This is a genomic window from Microbacterium terrae (assembly GCF_017831975.1).
Classification (GTDB): Bacteria; Actinomycetota; Actinomycetes; order Actinomycetales; family Microbacteriaceae; genus Microbacterium; species Microbacterium terrae.
This window is the reverse complement of record NZ_JAFDSS010000001.1, coordinates 2,721,480-2,735,958: the sequence shown is the minus strand read 5'-3', so window position 1 is coordinate 2,735,958 and position 14,479 is coordinate 2,721,480. Positions and strand designations below refer to the sequence as shown.

The 14,479-nt window shown below is 71.4% G+C and carries 16 protein-coding genes; 7 read left to right on the top strand and 9 right to left on the bottom strand.

From position 1 onward, the window contains the following. The first annotated feature begins 89 nt into the window (after positions 1-89). Genes JOD63_RS12515 through JOD63_RS12500 form a run of 4 tightly spaced genes read left to right on the top strand, consistent with a single transcriptional unit; the run spans position 90 to position 3,014 of the window. On the top strand, positions 90-920 hold the full coding sequence (locus JOD63_RS12515; protein ID WP_045274869.1) for a DUF4397 domain-containing protein: 831 nt from the start codon (positions 90-92) through the stop codon (positions 918-920). Continuing rightward, on the top strand, positions 917-1,588 hold the full coding sequence (locus JOD63_RS12510) for a class F sortase (RefSeq protein WP_245617947.1): 672 nt from the start codon (positions 917-919) through the stop codon (positions 1,586-1,588). The genes JOD63_RS12515 and JOD63_RS12510 overlap by 4 nt, the downstream gene beginning before the upstream one ends. 12 nt (positions 1,589-1,600) lie before the next feature. Continuing rightward, the gene (locus JOD63_RS12505) at positions 1,601-2,155 is read left to right on the top strand and encodes an RNA polymerase sigma factor (protein ID WP_045274870.1); all 555 of its coding nucleotides are present in this window, start codon (positions 1,601-1,603) and stop codon (positions 2,153-2,155) included. After that, positions 2,142-3,014 carry an anti-sigma factor gene (locus JOD63_RS12500; RefSeq protein ID WP_045274871.1) on the top strand — a complete coding sequence of 291 codons (873 nt, stop codon included), beginning with the start codon at positions 2,142-2,144 and terminating at the stop codon, positions 3,012-3,014. The genes JOD63_RS12505 and JOD63_RS12500 overlap by 14 nt, the downstream gene beginning before the upstream one ends. A gap of 97 nt (positions 3,015-3,111) precedes the next feature. Here the strand turns inward: JOD63_RS12500 and JOD63_RS12495 are convergent, their stop codons facing one another. Further along, on the bottom strand, positions 3,112-4,089 hold the full coding sequence (locus tag JOD63_RS12495; protein WP_045274872.1) for a zinc-binding dehydrogenase: 978 nt from the start codon (positions 4,087-4,089) through the stop codon (positions 3,112-3,114). 122 nt (positions 4,090-4,211) lie between these two features. On the opposite strand from JOD63_RS12495, the gene JOD63_RS12490 reads away from it, so the two are divergent. Next, positions 4,212-5,210: an endonuclease/exonuclease/phosphatase family protein gene (locus tag JOD63_RS12490; protein ID WP_045274905.1), complete on the top strand. Its 999-nt coding sequence runs from the start codon at positions 4,212-4,214 to the stop codon at positions 5,208-5,210. Positions 5,211-5,248: 38 nt separating this feature from the next. On the opposite strand, the gene JOD63_RS12485 is transcribed toward JOD63_RS12490, so the two are convergent. From JOD63_RS12485 to JOD63_RS12450, 8 genes are all read right to left on the bottom strand, one after another. Beyond that, positions 5,249-5,920: a VOC family protein gene (locus JOD63_RS12485; RefSeq protein ID WP_045274873.1), complete on the bottom strand. Its 672-nt coding sequence runs from the start codon at positions 5,918-5,920 to the stop codon at positions 5,249-5,251. Positions 5,921-6,115: 195 nt separating this feature from the next. Next, positions 6,116-7,054, bottom strand: a complete 939-nt coding sequence (locus JOD63_RS12480) for an energy-coupling factor ABC transporter permease (RefSeq protein WP_045274874.1) — start codon at positions 7,052-7,054, stop codon at positions 6,116-6,118. Between the two features lie 28 nt (positions 7,055-7,082). Next, positions 7,083-7,895, bottom strand: coding sequence for an urease accessory protein UreD (locus tag JOD63_RS12475; protein WP_157003947.1), 813 nt, complete (start codon positions 7,893-7,895; stop codon positions 7,083-7,085). Continuing rightward, on the bottom strand, positions 7,892-8,713 hold the full coding sequence (ureG, locus tag JOD63_RS12470; RefSeq protein WP_045274875.1) for an urease accessory protein UreG: 822 nt from the start codon (positions 8,711-8,713) through the stop codon (positions 7,892-7,894). The genes JOD63_RS12475 and ureG overlap by 4 nt, the downstream gene beginning before the upstream one ends. Continuing rightward, positions 8,706-9,380, bottom strand: coding sequence for an urease accessory protein UreF (locus JOD63_RS12465; RefSeq protein ID WP_045274876.1), 675 nt, complete (start codon positions 9,378-9,380; stop codon positions 8,706-8,708). The genes ureG and JOD63_RS12465 overlap by 8 nt, the downstream gene beginning before the upstream one ends. Continuing rightward, the gene (locus tag JOD63_RS12460; protein WP_045274877.1) at positions 9,380-11,080 is read right to left on the bottom strand and encodes an urease subunit alpha; all 1,701 of its coding nucleotides are present in this window, start codon (positions 11,078-11,080) and stop codon (positions 9,380-9,382) included. Before JOD63_RS12460 ends, JOD63_RS12465 begins: the two co-directional genes overlap by 1 nt. A gap of 2 nt (positions 11,081-11,082) precedes the next feature. After that, the gene (ureB, locus tag JOD63_RS12455) at positions 11,083-11,418 is read right to left on the bottom strand and encodes an urease subunit beta (protein ID WP_045274878.1); all 336 of its coding nucleotides are present in this window, start codon (positions 11,416-11,418) and stop codon (positions 11,083-11,085) included. A 9-nt stretch (positions 11,419-11,427) separates the two neighbouring features. Further along, the gene (locus JOD63_RS12450) at positions 11,428-11,730 is read right to left on the bottom strand and encodes an urease subunit gamma (RefSeq protein ID WP_045274879.1); all 303 of its coding nucleotides are present in this window, start codon (positions 11,728-11,730) and stop codon (positions 11,428-11,430) included. A gap of 470 nt (positions 11,731-12,200) precedes the next feature. Here JOD63_RS12450 and urtA point away from each other — a divergent pair, with 470 nt between their 5' ends. Next, entirely contained in the window at positions 12,201-13,502 is a 1,302-nt protein-coding gene (gene urtA / locus JOD63_RS12445; RefSeq protein WP_045274880.1) for an urea ABC transporter substrate-binding protein, read from the top strand. Positions 13,503-13,590: 88 nt separating this feature from the next. Then, positions 13,591-14,475: an urea ABC transporter permease subunit UrtB gene (urtB, locus tag JOD63_RS12440; protein ID WP_045274881.1), complete on the top strand. Its 885-nt coding sequence runs from the start codon at positions 13,591-13,593 to the stop codon at positions 14,473-14,475. Positions 14,476-14,479 lie beyond the last annotated feature (4 nt).

The window sequence follows — 14,479 nt, the reverse complement described above, 5'->3', positions numbered from 1 at the left end:
GTTTCGTCCCCTGCGCCGGAAGACACCAGGCGACGGCACCACCAGGAGCCCGATCGATGCGGAGACCTCCGCCCGAACTGGAGCACATCATGCGCAAGACCACTGCAGCCGGCATCGCGGCCGGGCTGGTCGCGGCCCTCGGCCTCGCCCTGCCCGCCTCGGCGATCTCCGACACCAGCGCCGACCTGTCGGTGCTGCACGGCATCCCCGACACTCCCGTCGACGTCTACGTCAACGGCGAGCTGACCATCGACGACTTCCAGCCGGGCGACCTCGCCGGCCCGCTCGACCTGCCCGCGGGCGACTACGAGGTGGCCCTGACGGCGACCGATGCCGCCGACGACAGCTCTCCCGTGCTCGGCCCGATCACTCTGACCCTCGAGGCGACCATGAGCTACACCGCCGCGGCGCACCTGGACGAGGCGGGCGATCCCACGGTCACGGCGTTCAGCAACGACCTCTCGGCCACCGCCGCAGGTGAGGGGCGACTCACCGTGCGTCACGTCGCCGCTGCGCCGGCCGTCGACGTCCTCGCCGGCGACACCGCGGTGATCACCGGTCTGGTCAACCCCGACGAGTCGAGCCTCGACCTCGCCGCCGGCACCATCTCTGCCGCCGTCGCACTGGAAGGCACGACCGACCCGGTCATCGGCCCGGCCGACGTCACGGTCGACGAGGGAGCCTTGACGATCGTGTACGCCTGGGGCAGCGCCGAGGCGGGCAACCTCGACCTCGCCGTGCAGAACATCACCGGTCTGCACTCCAGCCCCGACGGCGTGCCGTCCGGCACCGCCGGCTACCTCGCCGAGCGCGACGCGCAGATGACGGCCCTGTGGATCGTCGGAGCGGCTGCCGTGATCGCGTTCGCGGTCACCGCCGGTGTCGTGGTGGTCCGTCGCCGGGCCTCGCAGGACGCGTGAGCACAGGGATGCCGCGGGCCGGGGTCATCGGGACCCGCGCTGCGGGCCTGATGGTGGCCGCCGTGCTCGCGGCATCCCTCGTCGCGTGCGGCTCGCCGGGGGCGGGCGTGGCCGAGTCCGCCGCGACCTCCTCGCCGACGACGACGCCCAGACCGGCAGCCACACCCGCGGTCGACGTGCCGGTCACCTCGGCGGCGGTCGTGCCGGCCGAGTCGTCGGTGGCGCCGACGCGGCTCGAGATCGACGCGATCGGGGTCCACATGCCTGTCGCGCCGGTCGGGGTCGATGACAGCTCGCAGATGGAGCTCCCCGAGGACCCCGCGGTGGCCGGCTGGTATCGGTTCGGACCCGACGCAGTCTCGACGGAGGGTCATATGGTGCTGTCAGCCCACGTCGACGCGCCGGCCTATCCGATCGGACCGCTCGCACGACTGCGCGATCTGACGCCGGGCGGCGAGGTGGTCGTCGTCGACGAGCACGGTGCCACCCGGGCCTACCGCGTCGAGAGCGTCGAATACCACGAGAAGGCGCAGCTTCCCACCGATGAGATCTTCCGCCGGGACGGCGCATCCGCGCTCGTCATCATCACCTGCGGCGGACCTTTCGATTCCGCGACGGGGCGCTACCGTGACAATGTGGTCGCCGTCGCCCTGCCGATCCCAGACTGAGGAAGACCGTCGATGAACGACGAAGACATCGAGAACGACCTCGCGTCGCGATTCCGCGACGGTGACGAGCGTGCGCTGGAGGAGATCTACCGCCGCTGGTCGCCCGTCGTGTTCACGCTGGCCCTGCGCTCGCTCGGCGACCGGGGCGACGCCGAAGACGTCACGCAGCGCACGTTCGTGTCGGCGTGGACGTCGCGCGCCTCGTTCGACCGCGGCAAGGCCAAGCTGTCGACCTGGCTGATCGTCATCGCGCGGCGCCGCATCGCCGACGCGCACGAGGCGAGAGCCCGCGTGCGAGCCGTGCAGGAGGAGGTGCTGCGCACCACGTCACCCGAAGATCTCGTGCGCGAGCCGCCCGATCTGGCCGACAGTCTGCTGGTGGCCAACGAGATCGAGCAGCTCGAACCCGATGCGCAGGCCGTCGTGAGGCTCGCCTTCTACGATGACCTGACCCACTCCCAGATATCCCAGCGGCTCGACATGCCGATCGGCACCGTCAAGAGCCACATCCGACGAAGTCTTCACCGAATGCGCGACAGATTGGAGGTCTCCCATGTCGCATCTTGATCCGGAGCAGATCGCGCTCCTCGCGCTCGGCGAGGCCGCGGCATCCCTGGCCGACTGCGCCCATCTTCGCGAATGCGAGATCTGCGCGGCCGAGATCGACGAGCTGAAAGTCACCGTCGAGGTCGCCCGCACCACGGCCGCCGACGTCGGCCTCGAGTCGCCACCCGACCGCGTCTGGGACGCGATCGCGGCCGAGGTGGGGCTGGGATCGGCCGCGTCGGCTGCCGGTGCCGCCGTGGCGGATGCTGCGTTCCCGCCGCCCCACGGCACCCCGTCGTCCCTGTCGGGGTCCGCGCCGCAGGATGACGCCGACACCGACACCGACGCCGCGCCCGGCGACCCCCGAGACGCCGCGCCCGCGCCCTCGGCTTACCGAGACACCGGGGCCGCCGTGTCCGACCGGCCCGCAGCCGGTCGGACGGGCCGACGCGCGCGCGGGCTGTTCGCCCTCGCCGCATCGCTCGCGCTCGTCGCCGGGGTCGGGATCGGCGCGTGGGTGATCAACGCCGTGAACCAGCCGACGACGGTCGCCCAGGCGGCGCTCGACCCGTTCCCCGATCACCCCGACGCTGCGGGCGTCGCCGACGTCGAGGTGGCCAGGGACGGTTCCCGCGCGCTCGTGGTCAGCGTCGAGGGCGGTGTGGTCGCCGACACCTACCGCGAGGTGTGGCTGATCCGAAACGACGCCGGCGCGCTCATCAGTCTGGGCGTGCTCGACGGCGACTCCGGAACCTTCGCCGTCCCGGATGGTGTAGACCTCGACGAGTACAGCCTGGTCGACGTGTCGGTCGAGCCGATCGACGGCGACCCGGCCCACTCCGGAGACTCGATCGTGCGGGGCGAGCTGACAGGACTGTGACGACGTGCACACCCGGAGTGCGGGCCCTGTCGCTGCCCGCACTCCTCACGCCCGGTCGCTGCGTCTCACCGCGGGTGGCCCGCGGCTCGCGGCGGTCTTACGGCCGGAGCAGCACCTTGCCGACGCGACCGGCGGTCATGCTGGCGCGTGCGGCGTCGGCGATGTCGTCGAACGAGTAGATCGCAGAGACCGGCAGGGTGAGCTCGCCCGACGAGATGCGGGTGAGAAGCTCGCCGAACAGGCGGCCGCGGGTCGCGGCATCCATCGCACTGCTCACCTTGCTGCCCCAGAAGCCCTTCACGGTGATCTGCTTGAAGATCACGTCGCCCGAGCCGAGCTCCATGACGGGCGACGCCATCGCGCCGAACACGACGAGGGTGCCGTTCTCGGCGAGGAGCGAGAGCACCTCGCCCGCGGAGGCCCCGCCCACCGAGTCGACCCCGGCGATGATCGGGGCGCCGCCCGTGATCGCGGCGACCCGGTCGCGCCAGTCGTCGGCGTCGGTCGCGACCACATTGTCGATGCCCTGTTCGCGCAGCTCGTCGACACCTGCGGCGCGGCGCACCAGGCCGACGACGTTGATGCCGCGCGCCCTCGCGAGCTGCGCGACCATGCGCCCGACGGCGCCGTTCGCGGTGTTCTGCACGAGCCAGTCGCCCTCGCTGAGGGCAAGGAAGTCGAGCAGGCTGATGGCGCTGAACGGCATCGACACCAGCTGGGCGGCCACCTCGTCGGGCACTCCGTCGGGAACGGGGATGAGCGCACCGGCGCGGGCGGTGAAGTACTCGGCCCAGACGCCGAACGTGCCGCCGGTCGACACCCGCTGGCCGACGGAGAGCGCGTCGACGCCCTCTCCGAGCGCGTCGACGACGCCGAACGCCTCCGTGCCGGACTGCGCGGGGAGCTCCGGCTTGTACCCGTAGGTGCCGCGGACGGTCCAGATGTCGTGGTTGTGGATGGGGGAGAGCACGGTGCGCACCCGCACCTCACCCGGCCCGGGAACGGGGAGCGGACGATCGTCGACGGTGAGGACGTCTTCTGCCGGGCCGAAGCTGGAGTGGGTGAGAGCGCGCATGACAGTACTTCTTTCAGAGCTGGGCGGACCGATCAGGTCCATGGGGGTGCAAGTCTCCCGGCCGCGTATGAATTCCGGGTCGTGAGTGTGACTCCGGCCTCACGGCCTGTTGACTGTAGATGATGCCGAAACGACAGCCGCACCACATCCCCCTTCTCGTGACTCTTGCCGTGGGTGCTCCCGTGGCCGTGCTGATCGTCTGGCCGCAGGCCGTGGGTGCGCAGCTGGCGCCGGTCGTCGCTCAGGTCCTGGCATTCCGTGGGCCTGTCGCGATCGCACTCCTCGTGCTCGCGTGCGTCGCCGCGTTGGTCGCGGTGCTCCGGCGGCGATGGGGCGTGGCCGCCGGCATCGCGCTCGTGCTCGCAGCCACGTCCGTCGGCAGCGGCACCGTCCTGCTCGCGCGCGGCAGCGGTGACACCGTGCCCGGTGGCGACCTCGTGATCGTCGCATGGAACACCCTCGGCGGGGCCGCGTCGCCGGAGAGCATCGCGGAGCTCGTCGTCGAGACGGATGCCGACGTCGTCAGCCTCCCCGAGACCGGGGCGGCCGCTGCGGCGGAGGTCGCACGGATCGTCGCGCTCGCCGGGCGCGAGATGCGAGCCGGTACCACCTACGGCGAATCGGGCGACTCGCCTCTGCCGACGTCGGTGCTCATCGCCGCCGACCTCGGCGAATACCGGGTCGACCCGGCCGCCGGGTCGAGTCCGGGGGTGCCGAGCGGCGTGTGGCGGCCCGTCGACGGGAGCGGGCCCGTGATCGTCGCCGCGCATCCGATGCCTCCCCTGCCCGACGAGATGGACCGGTGGCGGGCGGGCCTGGCCTGGGTCGCAGAGCAGTGCGACGGGCCCGACGTGATCGTCGCCGGCGACCTCAACGCGACCGTCGACCACCTCTCCGCGTACGGCCGGGAGGGGCTCATCGGCGACTGCCGGGACGCCGCCGACGAGGCCGGCGCCGCGGCGACGGGAACGTGGCCGACGTCGGTTCCTGCCTGGCTCGCCGCGCCGATCGACCACGTGCTCGTCGGGTCGGCGTGGACGGTGCACGACGTCACCGTGGTCACGTCATTCGACGACCGCGGCAGCGACCACCGCCCGATCGTCGCCGTCATCGGGCGGTGATCGGGGTCGCTGAGCTCGGGCAAGCGGGGGCGCCCGGCTCAGCCGAAGGTGTCGGTCCAGGACGCGATGTCGACGCCGTGGTTGTCGGGCGACGCGAGCGACCACCAGGCGGGCGCATGCGTGTCGTCGACGAGCCGCCCGCCGGCGGCGAGCGCCGCATCCACCCGCGCCTGCGCCTGATCGGCGGGCACGAAGACATCGAAGTGCGTCCGGCCTCGCGCGGGGGCGTCGCCCGTGATCGGGTTGAACGCCAGCTGGGGTCCGCACCGCAGGGGATCGATCGCATCCGAGTCGCCGAAGTCGTCGTAGCCGAGAGCCGCGGTGAAGAAGGGGCGGACGTCGGCGCCCGAGTGCTGTGCGACGTAGATGCCGATCGCCTGCGCGCGTGCGGGATCGGCGGCCAGCCGCAGCTCGGCAGCCGTGCGCGAGACGGATGCCGCGAACTCCGGCGCAGCAGCCGGAATCCCCTCCGGGTCGCGGTACGGGACGCGCACGACGATCGCCTCGGGTCGCAGATCGACGTCGGGGAGGATGCCGTGACGCTCGGCGGCCGCGACGATCGGCGCGACGAGCGCCGCGGCTTCGGCGAGGGAGTCCGCCAGGAAGACGGCCTGCGGACCGGTCGCCGTGACGCGCCAGTCCGTGACACCGGATGCCGCGTGGAACTGCGCCGGGGTGATCAGTTCGGATCCGGGTGTCGCGTCGGTCATCGGGAACTCCCTCACGTCGAGGCGGAGAATGCGCCTCTGACGAGCGCCGACCCCGCGCGACTACACGGTATCGGCGCGACCGCCGCGCGAACAGCCCTGCGGTGCGCGAACCCTCGTGCCGGGGGTGGCAGGGCGGCGCGGAGTCGCCCGAGGAGTGCGGGGCCGCCGGCGGAGCGGCGGCCCCGCATCCGCACGTCAGGCCCCGATCGGCGCGCGGCACGTGAGCATCGGCGCCGACAGCGCTGCAGTCAGGGCGCCCGCGGCGAGGACGCCGATGACGCCGACGAGGAGGATGCTCGTGCCTGCGATCGAGCCGTAGTCGCTCAGCAGCGGCACCCCGGTGACGAGCGTGTCGCCGACGGGCAGGCTGTACGAGGCGACGACGCTCTCGAGACCGTCGGGAGTGGATGCCGCGACGGCGGCGAGCGCAGTCGAGAACACGAGTGCGCTCGTGGTGAGTGCGACTCCGGCGCGCAGCGGTGCGGTGCGCGCCGCCGGCCGCGGGTCCCACTCCGCGGCGCCCGGGGCGACCAGCATCACGATCGAGAGCACACCCACCGTGATCAGCACCTCACCGAGGCCGATGAGAAGGTGCACGCCGGTCATCGACACCGCCATCGCCCCGAGCTCCACCGTTCCCGTGCCGCCGAGGGCGTAGAGCGCGACGAGGGTCAGGGCCCCGGCCGGGACGGAGACCAGAGCGGCGGCGCCCGCCGTCGTGCGGACGAATCGGTCGGCACCTGCGGCGCGGGCGAGCGACCGCATGCCCACAGCGACCGCGATGGGCACCACGCCCATCAGCAGGATGTTCGTGCCCAGGGCGGTGATGCCGCCGTCGCCGAACACGATCGACTGGAGTGCGAGCACCCCGGTCATGGCCATCAGCGCGAGCCGGGGTCCGACCAGCGCCGTGGCGAGCACGCCGCCCATGAGATGGCCGCTGGTGCCGTCGAGCACCGGGAAGTTCACCATCTGGGCGCCGAAGATCACGGCTGCCGTGGCCCCGGCCAGGGCGATCCGGGTGCCGCTGAATCGCGGACGGCCGACGGTGATCGCCGCCGCGACGGCACCGGCGGCGACGACGCCCGTGACGACGGAGGCCTCTGGTGTGAGGAAGTGGTCTGCGACGTGCATGATGTGTCCTTTCAGGGGGTCTGGCTGGTCAGGGGGTCTGGCTGGGTGACGGGAGAGGGAGAGCCTCGGTCGCGACGTGCGACGAGTGCGGCTGGGGGGATGCCGGGCGGGCGGCTGCCGCGGGCGTGACGCGACCGTCCGCGAGGATGCTGCCGCTGAGAGGACTGTCGTGCGCGGCGTCGCCGAGATACCGGAGCACGGCACCACTGCGGTCGAGGTCGAGGAGCGTGGTGCCCGGCACCGCGTCGAGCCCGGCGTCGGCGCCGACGGCGACGACGCTGTCCATCACACGGGCCGACCCGAGGATGCCGACGACGGGTTCGTCGCCGCGGATGGCGAGGGTCTCACGCAGGATCGGGCCCGCGGCATCCGTGACGTCCGTGTCGGAGTGGAGGCGCCCGCCCCGCTCGCCGCTGCGGCCCAGCACGAGCGTCTCGCGCAGCGTCGCCGTGGCGCCGGGTGCGAGCGCGATCGTCAGCGACCGCACCAGGGTGCCCGCCGCGGTGATCACGGTGGGCAGGCCCAGCCAGGTGAGCCGGGCGTCGGCGGCGAGGTCGGCGTGCGCGTGCCACTGCGACTCGCGGTCCGCGTGGGCGTCATCGTCGCTCCGGCCGTAGACCACGAGCCCGCCGATGTCGACGAGGCTGAGCGCGCAGCCCGCGCCCACGAGAATGCGGATGCGCACCTCGTCGCCGGGGAGGAGCATCGCCCGCCCGGCGACGAGGGCGACATCGACCGATCGGCCCCGCCGCCGGATCAGCCGCGGAACGACGAGGTCGCCCTCGAGGGAGCACGTGACTCCCTCGCCCCGCGGCCGGATCTCGACGACGGTCGGGATCACGGGTGCCCGTGACCGGCGTGGCTGTGGGCCTCGGCGTGGCTGTGGGCCTCGGCGTGCTCGTGCTCGTGCGCGTGCTCGTGCTCGTGCGCGTGCGCGTGCGCATCCTCGTCGTGGGTGTGGAGGTAGCCGCCGCCGTCCTCGTCGGCGTGGAAGTGCGGGGCCATCGGGCCCGGGTCCTGCGGAACGTGCGACCCCGAGCGGTGCGCCGCGATCATCGACAGCACCCAGGCTCGCAGCGCGGCGACCGAGGCGGCATCGGTCCGCGACAGTGCCAGCACCGGGCGGCCCTCGCGTGCGGACGTGGCGTCGACGACCATCTGCGGCACGTCGACTCCCACGTACGGGGCGAGGTCGGTCTTGTTCACGACCAGCAGGTCGGCACGGCCGATGCCGGGCCCGCCCTTGCGGGCGACGTCGCCCCCGCCGGCGACATCGAGCACGAAGATCTGCGCATCGACGAGGGCGGGGGAGAAGGTGGCGGTGAGGTTGTCGCCGCCGGACTCGATCACCACCATGTCGAGCGGCGCGAACGCCCGCTCGAGGTCTTCGGCCGCGAAGAGGTTGGCGGTGACGTCGTCGCGGATCGCCGTGTGCGGGCACGCGCCCGTCTCGACCGCGACGATGCGCTCGGGGTCGAGCACGCCGGCTGAGCGCAGGAAGCGCGCATCCTCATCGGTGTAGATGTCGTTGGTGATCACGCCGATGCGGATCTCGTCGGCGAGCACGCGGCAGATCGTCGCGATGAGCGACGACTTCCCGGTGCCGACGGGGCCGGCGACGCCGAGACGCAGGGCGCGGGATGCGGTGGATTCAGGCACGGAAGAGCCTCCTGTTGGATCGGGCGTGGGCCTCCGCCCACGCTTCGGATTGCGGTGCAGAGCGGGCGGGGATGTCGGAGGGGTCGGTGATGGCGGCGACGACGTCGAGCTCGTGATCGACCTCGGCGCACAGCTCGACCACCAGCGACACGAGCGACAGCGGGTCGCGCGGCTCGAGCTTGAGGATCGCGGCGGCGGCGGCCTGCATGTCCTCGTAGACGACGAGCCGTGCGAGTTCCCGAGGCTGCATCCCCAACCCCGCGCCGATGACGCCGAGCACGCAGGGGCGGGGCGGCGGCATCCGTCTCTCTCGCCAGCGGGCGATCGCCACGTCACCGGGGAGCAGTTCGGTGCCCACGCGCAGGTACCCGCGGGCGAGCAGCCGTGCGGCATCGCGCTGCGCCCTGCTCGGCGTGCGCGCGGCCCACGCCGCCTCGACCGCATCGAGGTCGCCGCCCGAGACGCGGACGTGGCGCGCGGCGACGGCGGTGCCCGCTTCGACGAGCGTGATCGTCGAAGCCCGGCCGCGCAGCAGCGCCGCCAGGTCGTCGGGGTCGGTGCCTGCCATCAGCGCCGGCTCGACGCCGGCCGAGTGCGCGTGGCCGCCCGACGGCAGCCGCGCGTCGGCCAGCAGGAGCGCTGCGGTGGAGGGCGGGAGCGGCGACATCAGAAGAGCTGGTAGAGCTGGGCGAGGGGGAGCGAGGCGGCCGGGGCGGGCTCGACCCGTTCGCCGTCGATGGAGATGTCGAACGTGTCAGGGCGGATGTCGATCGCCGGCATCGTGGCGTTGTTTCGCATGTCGGCCTTGCCGATCTCGCGGGTCGAGCGCAGCGGCAGAAGCCGCCGGGTCAGTCCCAGCCGCTCCTCGATCCCGGCCTCGAGAGCGGCCGGGGCGACGAACGACACCGACAGCTGTGCGCCGATCGCATCCGCGAAAGCGGGGCGCATCAGCACGGGCTGCGGCGTCGGGATCGAGGCGTTCGGGTCGCCCAGCGCGCCCCAGACGATCCCGCCGCCCTTGATCACCACGTTCGGCCGGAACCCGAAGAAGCGGGGGTCCCACAGCACCAGGTCGGCGAGCAGGCCCACCTCGACCGATCCGACCTCGCCGTCGATCCCGTGCGCGACGGCCGGATTGACGGTGTACTTCGCGACATAGCGGCGCGCGCGCTCGTTGTCGGCGGGAAGCCCGCCGTCGAGCGGGCCCCGCCGGGCCTTCATCACGTGAGCGACCTGCCACGTGCGGGTGATCACCTCGCCGATGCGGCCCATCGCCTGCGCGTCGGACGACGTGATCGAGATCGCGCCCATGTCGTGGAGGATGTCTTCGGCCGCGATCGTGGTGGCACGGATGCGCGACTCTGCGAACGCGAGGTCTTCCGGCACGCCCGGGTTCAGGTGATGGCAGACCATCAGCATGTCGAGGTGCTCGGCCACCGTGTTCACCGTGTGCGGCAGGGTCGGGTTGGTCGACCCGGGGATGACGTAGGGCAGGCTCGCGATCGACAGGATGTCGGGGGCGTGGCCGCCTCCCGCGCCCTCGACGTGGAACGCGTGGATGCTGCGCCCCGCCATCGCCGCGATCGTCGACTCCACGAACCCGGTCTCGTTGAGCGAGTCGCTGTGGAGCGCGACCTGGAGTCCCCACTCCTCGGCGGCGCGCAGGCTGGCGTCGATCGCGGCGGGGGTCGAGCCCCAGTCCTCGTGCACCTTGTACCCAGCGGCCCCCGCCAGCGCCTGCTCCTCGAAGGCTGCAGCCGAGACGGTGTTGCCCTTGCCGAGCAGCAGCACGTTGACGGGCAGGCGGTCGAGCGAGCGGTGCATCTGCTCGAGGTGCCAGGCCCCGGGCGTGACGGTCGTCGCCTTCGAGCCCTCGGAGGGTCCGGTTCCGCCCCCGACCACGGTGGTGATGCCCGAAGCGAGGGCCTCGTGGATCTGCGAGGGCGAGAGCAGATGCACGTGGGAGTCGATGGCGCCGGCGGTCAGGATCTTGCCCTCGCCCGAGATCACGTCCGTGGACGGGCCGATCACGAGCCGCGGGTCCACTCCGTCGGCGATGTCGGGGTTGCCTGCCCGCCCGATCCCGGCGATGCGGCCGTCGCGGATGCCGACGTCGGCGCGGACGACACCCCACCAGTCGAGGATGACGGCGTTCGTGATCACCGTGTCGAGGGCGCCGTCGGCGCGCGACACCGTGCTCTGCGCCATCGACTCCCGGATCGACTTGCCGCCGCCGAACACCGCCTCCTCGCCGCCGACGGTGAGATCGTCCTCGATCTCGATCCACAGGTCGGTGTCGCCGAGCCGGATCTGGTCGCCGGCGGTCGGGCCGTAGATCGCCGCGTACCTGTTCCTGTCGATGCGCACGTTCAGCTGCCTTCCGCGATCGGACGAATCTGCAGACCGGCGACGCGGCGACGTCCGCGCAGCGAGACAGCGGCGACGCGCTTGGACACCCCCGGCTCGAACCGCTCCGACGTGCCCGAGGGGATGTCGAGCCGGAAGCCCGCGGCCGCGGCCCGGTCGAACTCGAGCGCCGCGTTCACGTCGGGGAGGTGGATGTGCGAGCCGATCTGCACCGGGCGATCACCGGTGTTGAGGATGACGAGCTCGAGGCGCTCGTCGTCGGCGCGATCGGCGTTGAGCTCGATCCACCCCGACCGGACCCGGATCGCTCCCGGACCTGCTGTTGACCCTGATGCCATGACGACTCCTCAGTCGATCGGGTTGTGGAGGGTGACGAGCTTGCGGCCGTCGGGGAACGTCGCCTCGACCTGGACGTCGGCGAGCATGTCGGCGACCCCGTCCATCACGTCGTCGCGTCCGAGCACCGTGCGCCCCTCCGACATGAGCTGTGCGACACCGGCGCCGTCGCGGGCGCGCTCGATGACCCAGGTCGACAGGAGCGCGACCGCCTCCGGGTGGTTGAGCCTCACCCCGCGCGCGCGTCGATCGCGCGCGACCATGCCGGCCACGGCCAGCAGGAGCTTCTCCGTGTCTGCGGGTGACAGGTGCATCCGCGATCCCTTCCGTCATCGTTCGGCGCCCGACGGACCCGTCCGCCGGTTCACTGACGCCCGCGATGGAAATGGATCGGCGAGCGATTGTCAGAATGCTGTCATGATCCACGACCCGGCGCATCGCGTCGATTCTGCTCCGGAGGGCCGATTCCCAGCTAATCAGCGAAATCATGCGAATCGACCGCCGGACTGTTTACAAACCCGACACGATCGAGCAATGGCAATGTAATGCCGCGGCTCCATCGTTGGAGCACCTGCAGCAGTCGACGGTTCACTGTCGTCGACCAGGAATCGGTCCGGATCGCCACCACCCACGGTCCGCCGGAGCATCACGAGTCATCCCCGATCGGCGATCGGCGCATCCCCGCAACGGATCGCCTCGCGGGCGGTACCTGTCGTGCGCCGTCCTGGCGCCGGCTGCGTCGCGTCCGCGATCGCACCACACATCACATCGAACGGAGCACAGTATGAACACCACGAGCAGGAGGCGCCTGACGGCGCTCCTCGCCGCGGGCGCGATGGCCACGACCGCCGCCCTGGTCCTCTCCGGCTGCGGCGCCCGCGCCGGCGACGCACCGGCGGGCGAGACCCCCGCCGCCGCCGCGAGCTGCGTCGACACCTCGGGAGACACGATCAAGCTCGGCTTCCTCAACTCGCTCACCGGCGGCATGGCGATCTCCGAGACGACGGTCTCCAATGTGCTGCACATGGCCGCCGACGAGATCAACGCCGACGGCGGCATCCTCGGCAAGCAGATCGAGTACGTGCAGGAAGACGGCGCGACGGACTGGCCGACCTTCGCCGAGAAGACCGAGAAGCTGCTCACGCAGGACTGCGTCGCCGCGATCTTCGGCGGCTGGACCTCGTCGTCGCGCAAGGCGGTCAAGCCGGTGGTCGAGGAGCACAACGGCCTGTTCTTCTACCCCGTGCAGTACGAGGGGCTCGAATCGTCGCCGAACATCTACTACACCGGTGCGACCACGAACCAGCAGATCATCCCCGCGATGGACTTCCTCGCGGCCGAGGGCGTGGAGACCCTGTTCCTCGCGGGCTCCGACTACGTCTTCCCGCGCACGGCCAACGCGATCATCAAGCTGTACGCGGAGGAGCTCGGCATCGAGATCGTCGGCGAGGAGTACGTGCCGCTCGACAAGGACGACTGGACCACGCAGGTGGCGAAGATCGTCGAAGCGAAGCCGGACTTCATCTTCAACACCATCAACGGCTCGTCGAACGTGGGCTTCGTGAAGGCCTACTACGACGCCGGTCTCAGCCCCGAGACGACTCCGATCATCTCGGTGTCGATCGCCGAGGAGGAGGCGCCGGCCATGGGGCACGAGGTGACCGGCAACTACGCGTCGTGGAACTACTTCCAGTCGCTCGACACCCCGGGCAACCCCGCATTCATCGAGGCGTGGCAGGCCTACCCCGGCAGCAGCGGCGTGACGAGCGACCCGATGGAGGCCGCGTACATCTCGCTCTACCTCTACAAGGAGCTGGTGGAGACGGCCGGCTCGTTCGACGTCGACGACGTGAACGCCGCTGCGGCCGCCGGCGGGATCACCGTCGACGCACCCGAGGGCGTCGTCACGCTCGACGGGGAGAACCACCACATCTCCAAGCCGGGTCACATCGGCCGGATCAACGCCGACAACCAGTTCGACATCGTCTGGGAGTCCGACGGATTCATCGAGCCCGACCCGTACCTCTACGAGTACGACTGGTTCCCCGCCGACATCCGCGACTCGCTCGTCGCCTCCGCCGGCTGATCCTGCACCGGTGCGGGGTCCCGCGGCGCAGCCCGGGACCCCGCACCACCCCGCCACACCCGCATCCGTTCGGAAGGGAGTCACCGACGTGGAATCGCTCATTCCGCCGCTGCTCAACGGCACCGCACTCGGGGCCCTGCTGCTGCTGTCCGCCCTCGGGCTCACGCTCACCTTCGGGCAGATGGGGGTGATCAACATGGCGCACGGGGAATTCATCATGGCCGGCGCCTTCGTGGCCTACCTGACCCAGCTGGTCATCCCGTCGAGCAACCTCTCCATCCCGGTGGCGCTGCCCCTCGCGTTCCTGGTGGCGGGGCTCCTCGGCCTCCTCCTCGAGGTCGGCATCATCCAATGGATGTACCGCCGCCCCCTCGACACGCTGCTGGTGACGGTCGGCGTCTCGCTGATCCTCCAGCAGGCCGCGCTCCAGATCTTCCCCGCACAGGGCGTGCCGGTCGAGAACCCCGCTTGGCTCCAGGGTCAGATCGACGTCTTCGGCTACGCCTGGCCGCTGCGCCAGGTGTTCACGATCGCGCTCGCCGGCGTCTGCGTCGCAGCGCTCGCCGCCTGGCTCAAGTACACCTCGTTCGGTCGCCGCATCCGTGCGACCGTGCAGAACCGCGATCTCGCGGAGACCGTCGGCGTGCGCACCCGCAACGTCGACCGCATCACCTTCTTCGTCGGCTCGGGACTCGCCGGCGTCGCCGGCGTCGCCGCCTCGCTGATCGGCGGCACCAACTCGCAGATGGGGGCGCAGTACATCATCCCTGCGTTCCTCGTCGTGGTCGCCGGCGGCATCGGCCAGATCAAGGGCACCGTGATCGCCGCCTGGGCGGTGGGCATCTCGATGGCGCTCTTCGCCGACTGGACGACGGGCAGCCTCGCCCAGGTGCTCGCCTTCATCCTCGTCGTCGTCTTCCTGCAGTTCCGTCCGCAGGGCCTGTTCACCGTCCGCACCCGGGGGTTGGCATGAAAAC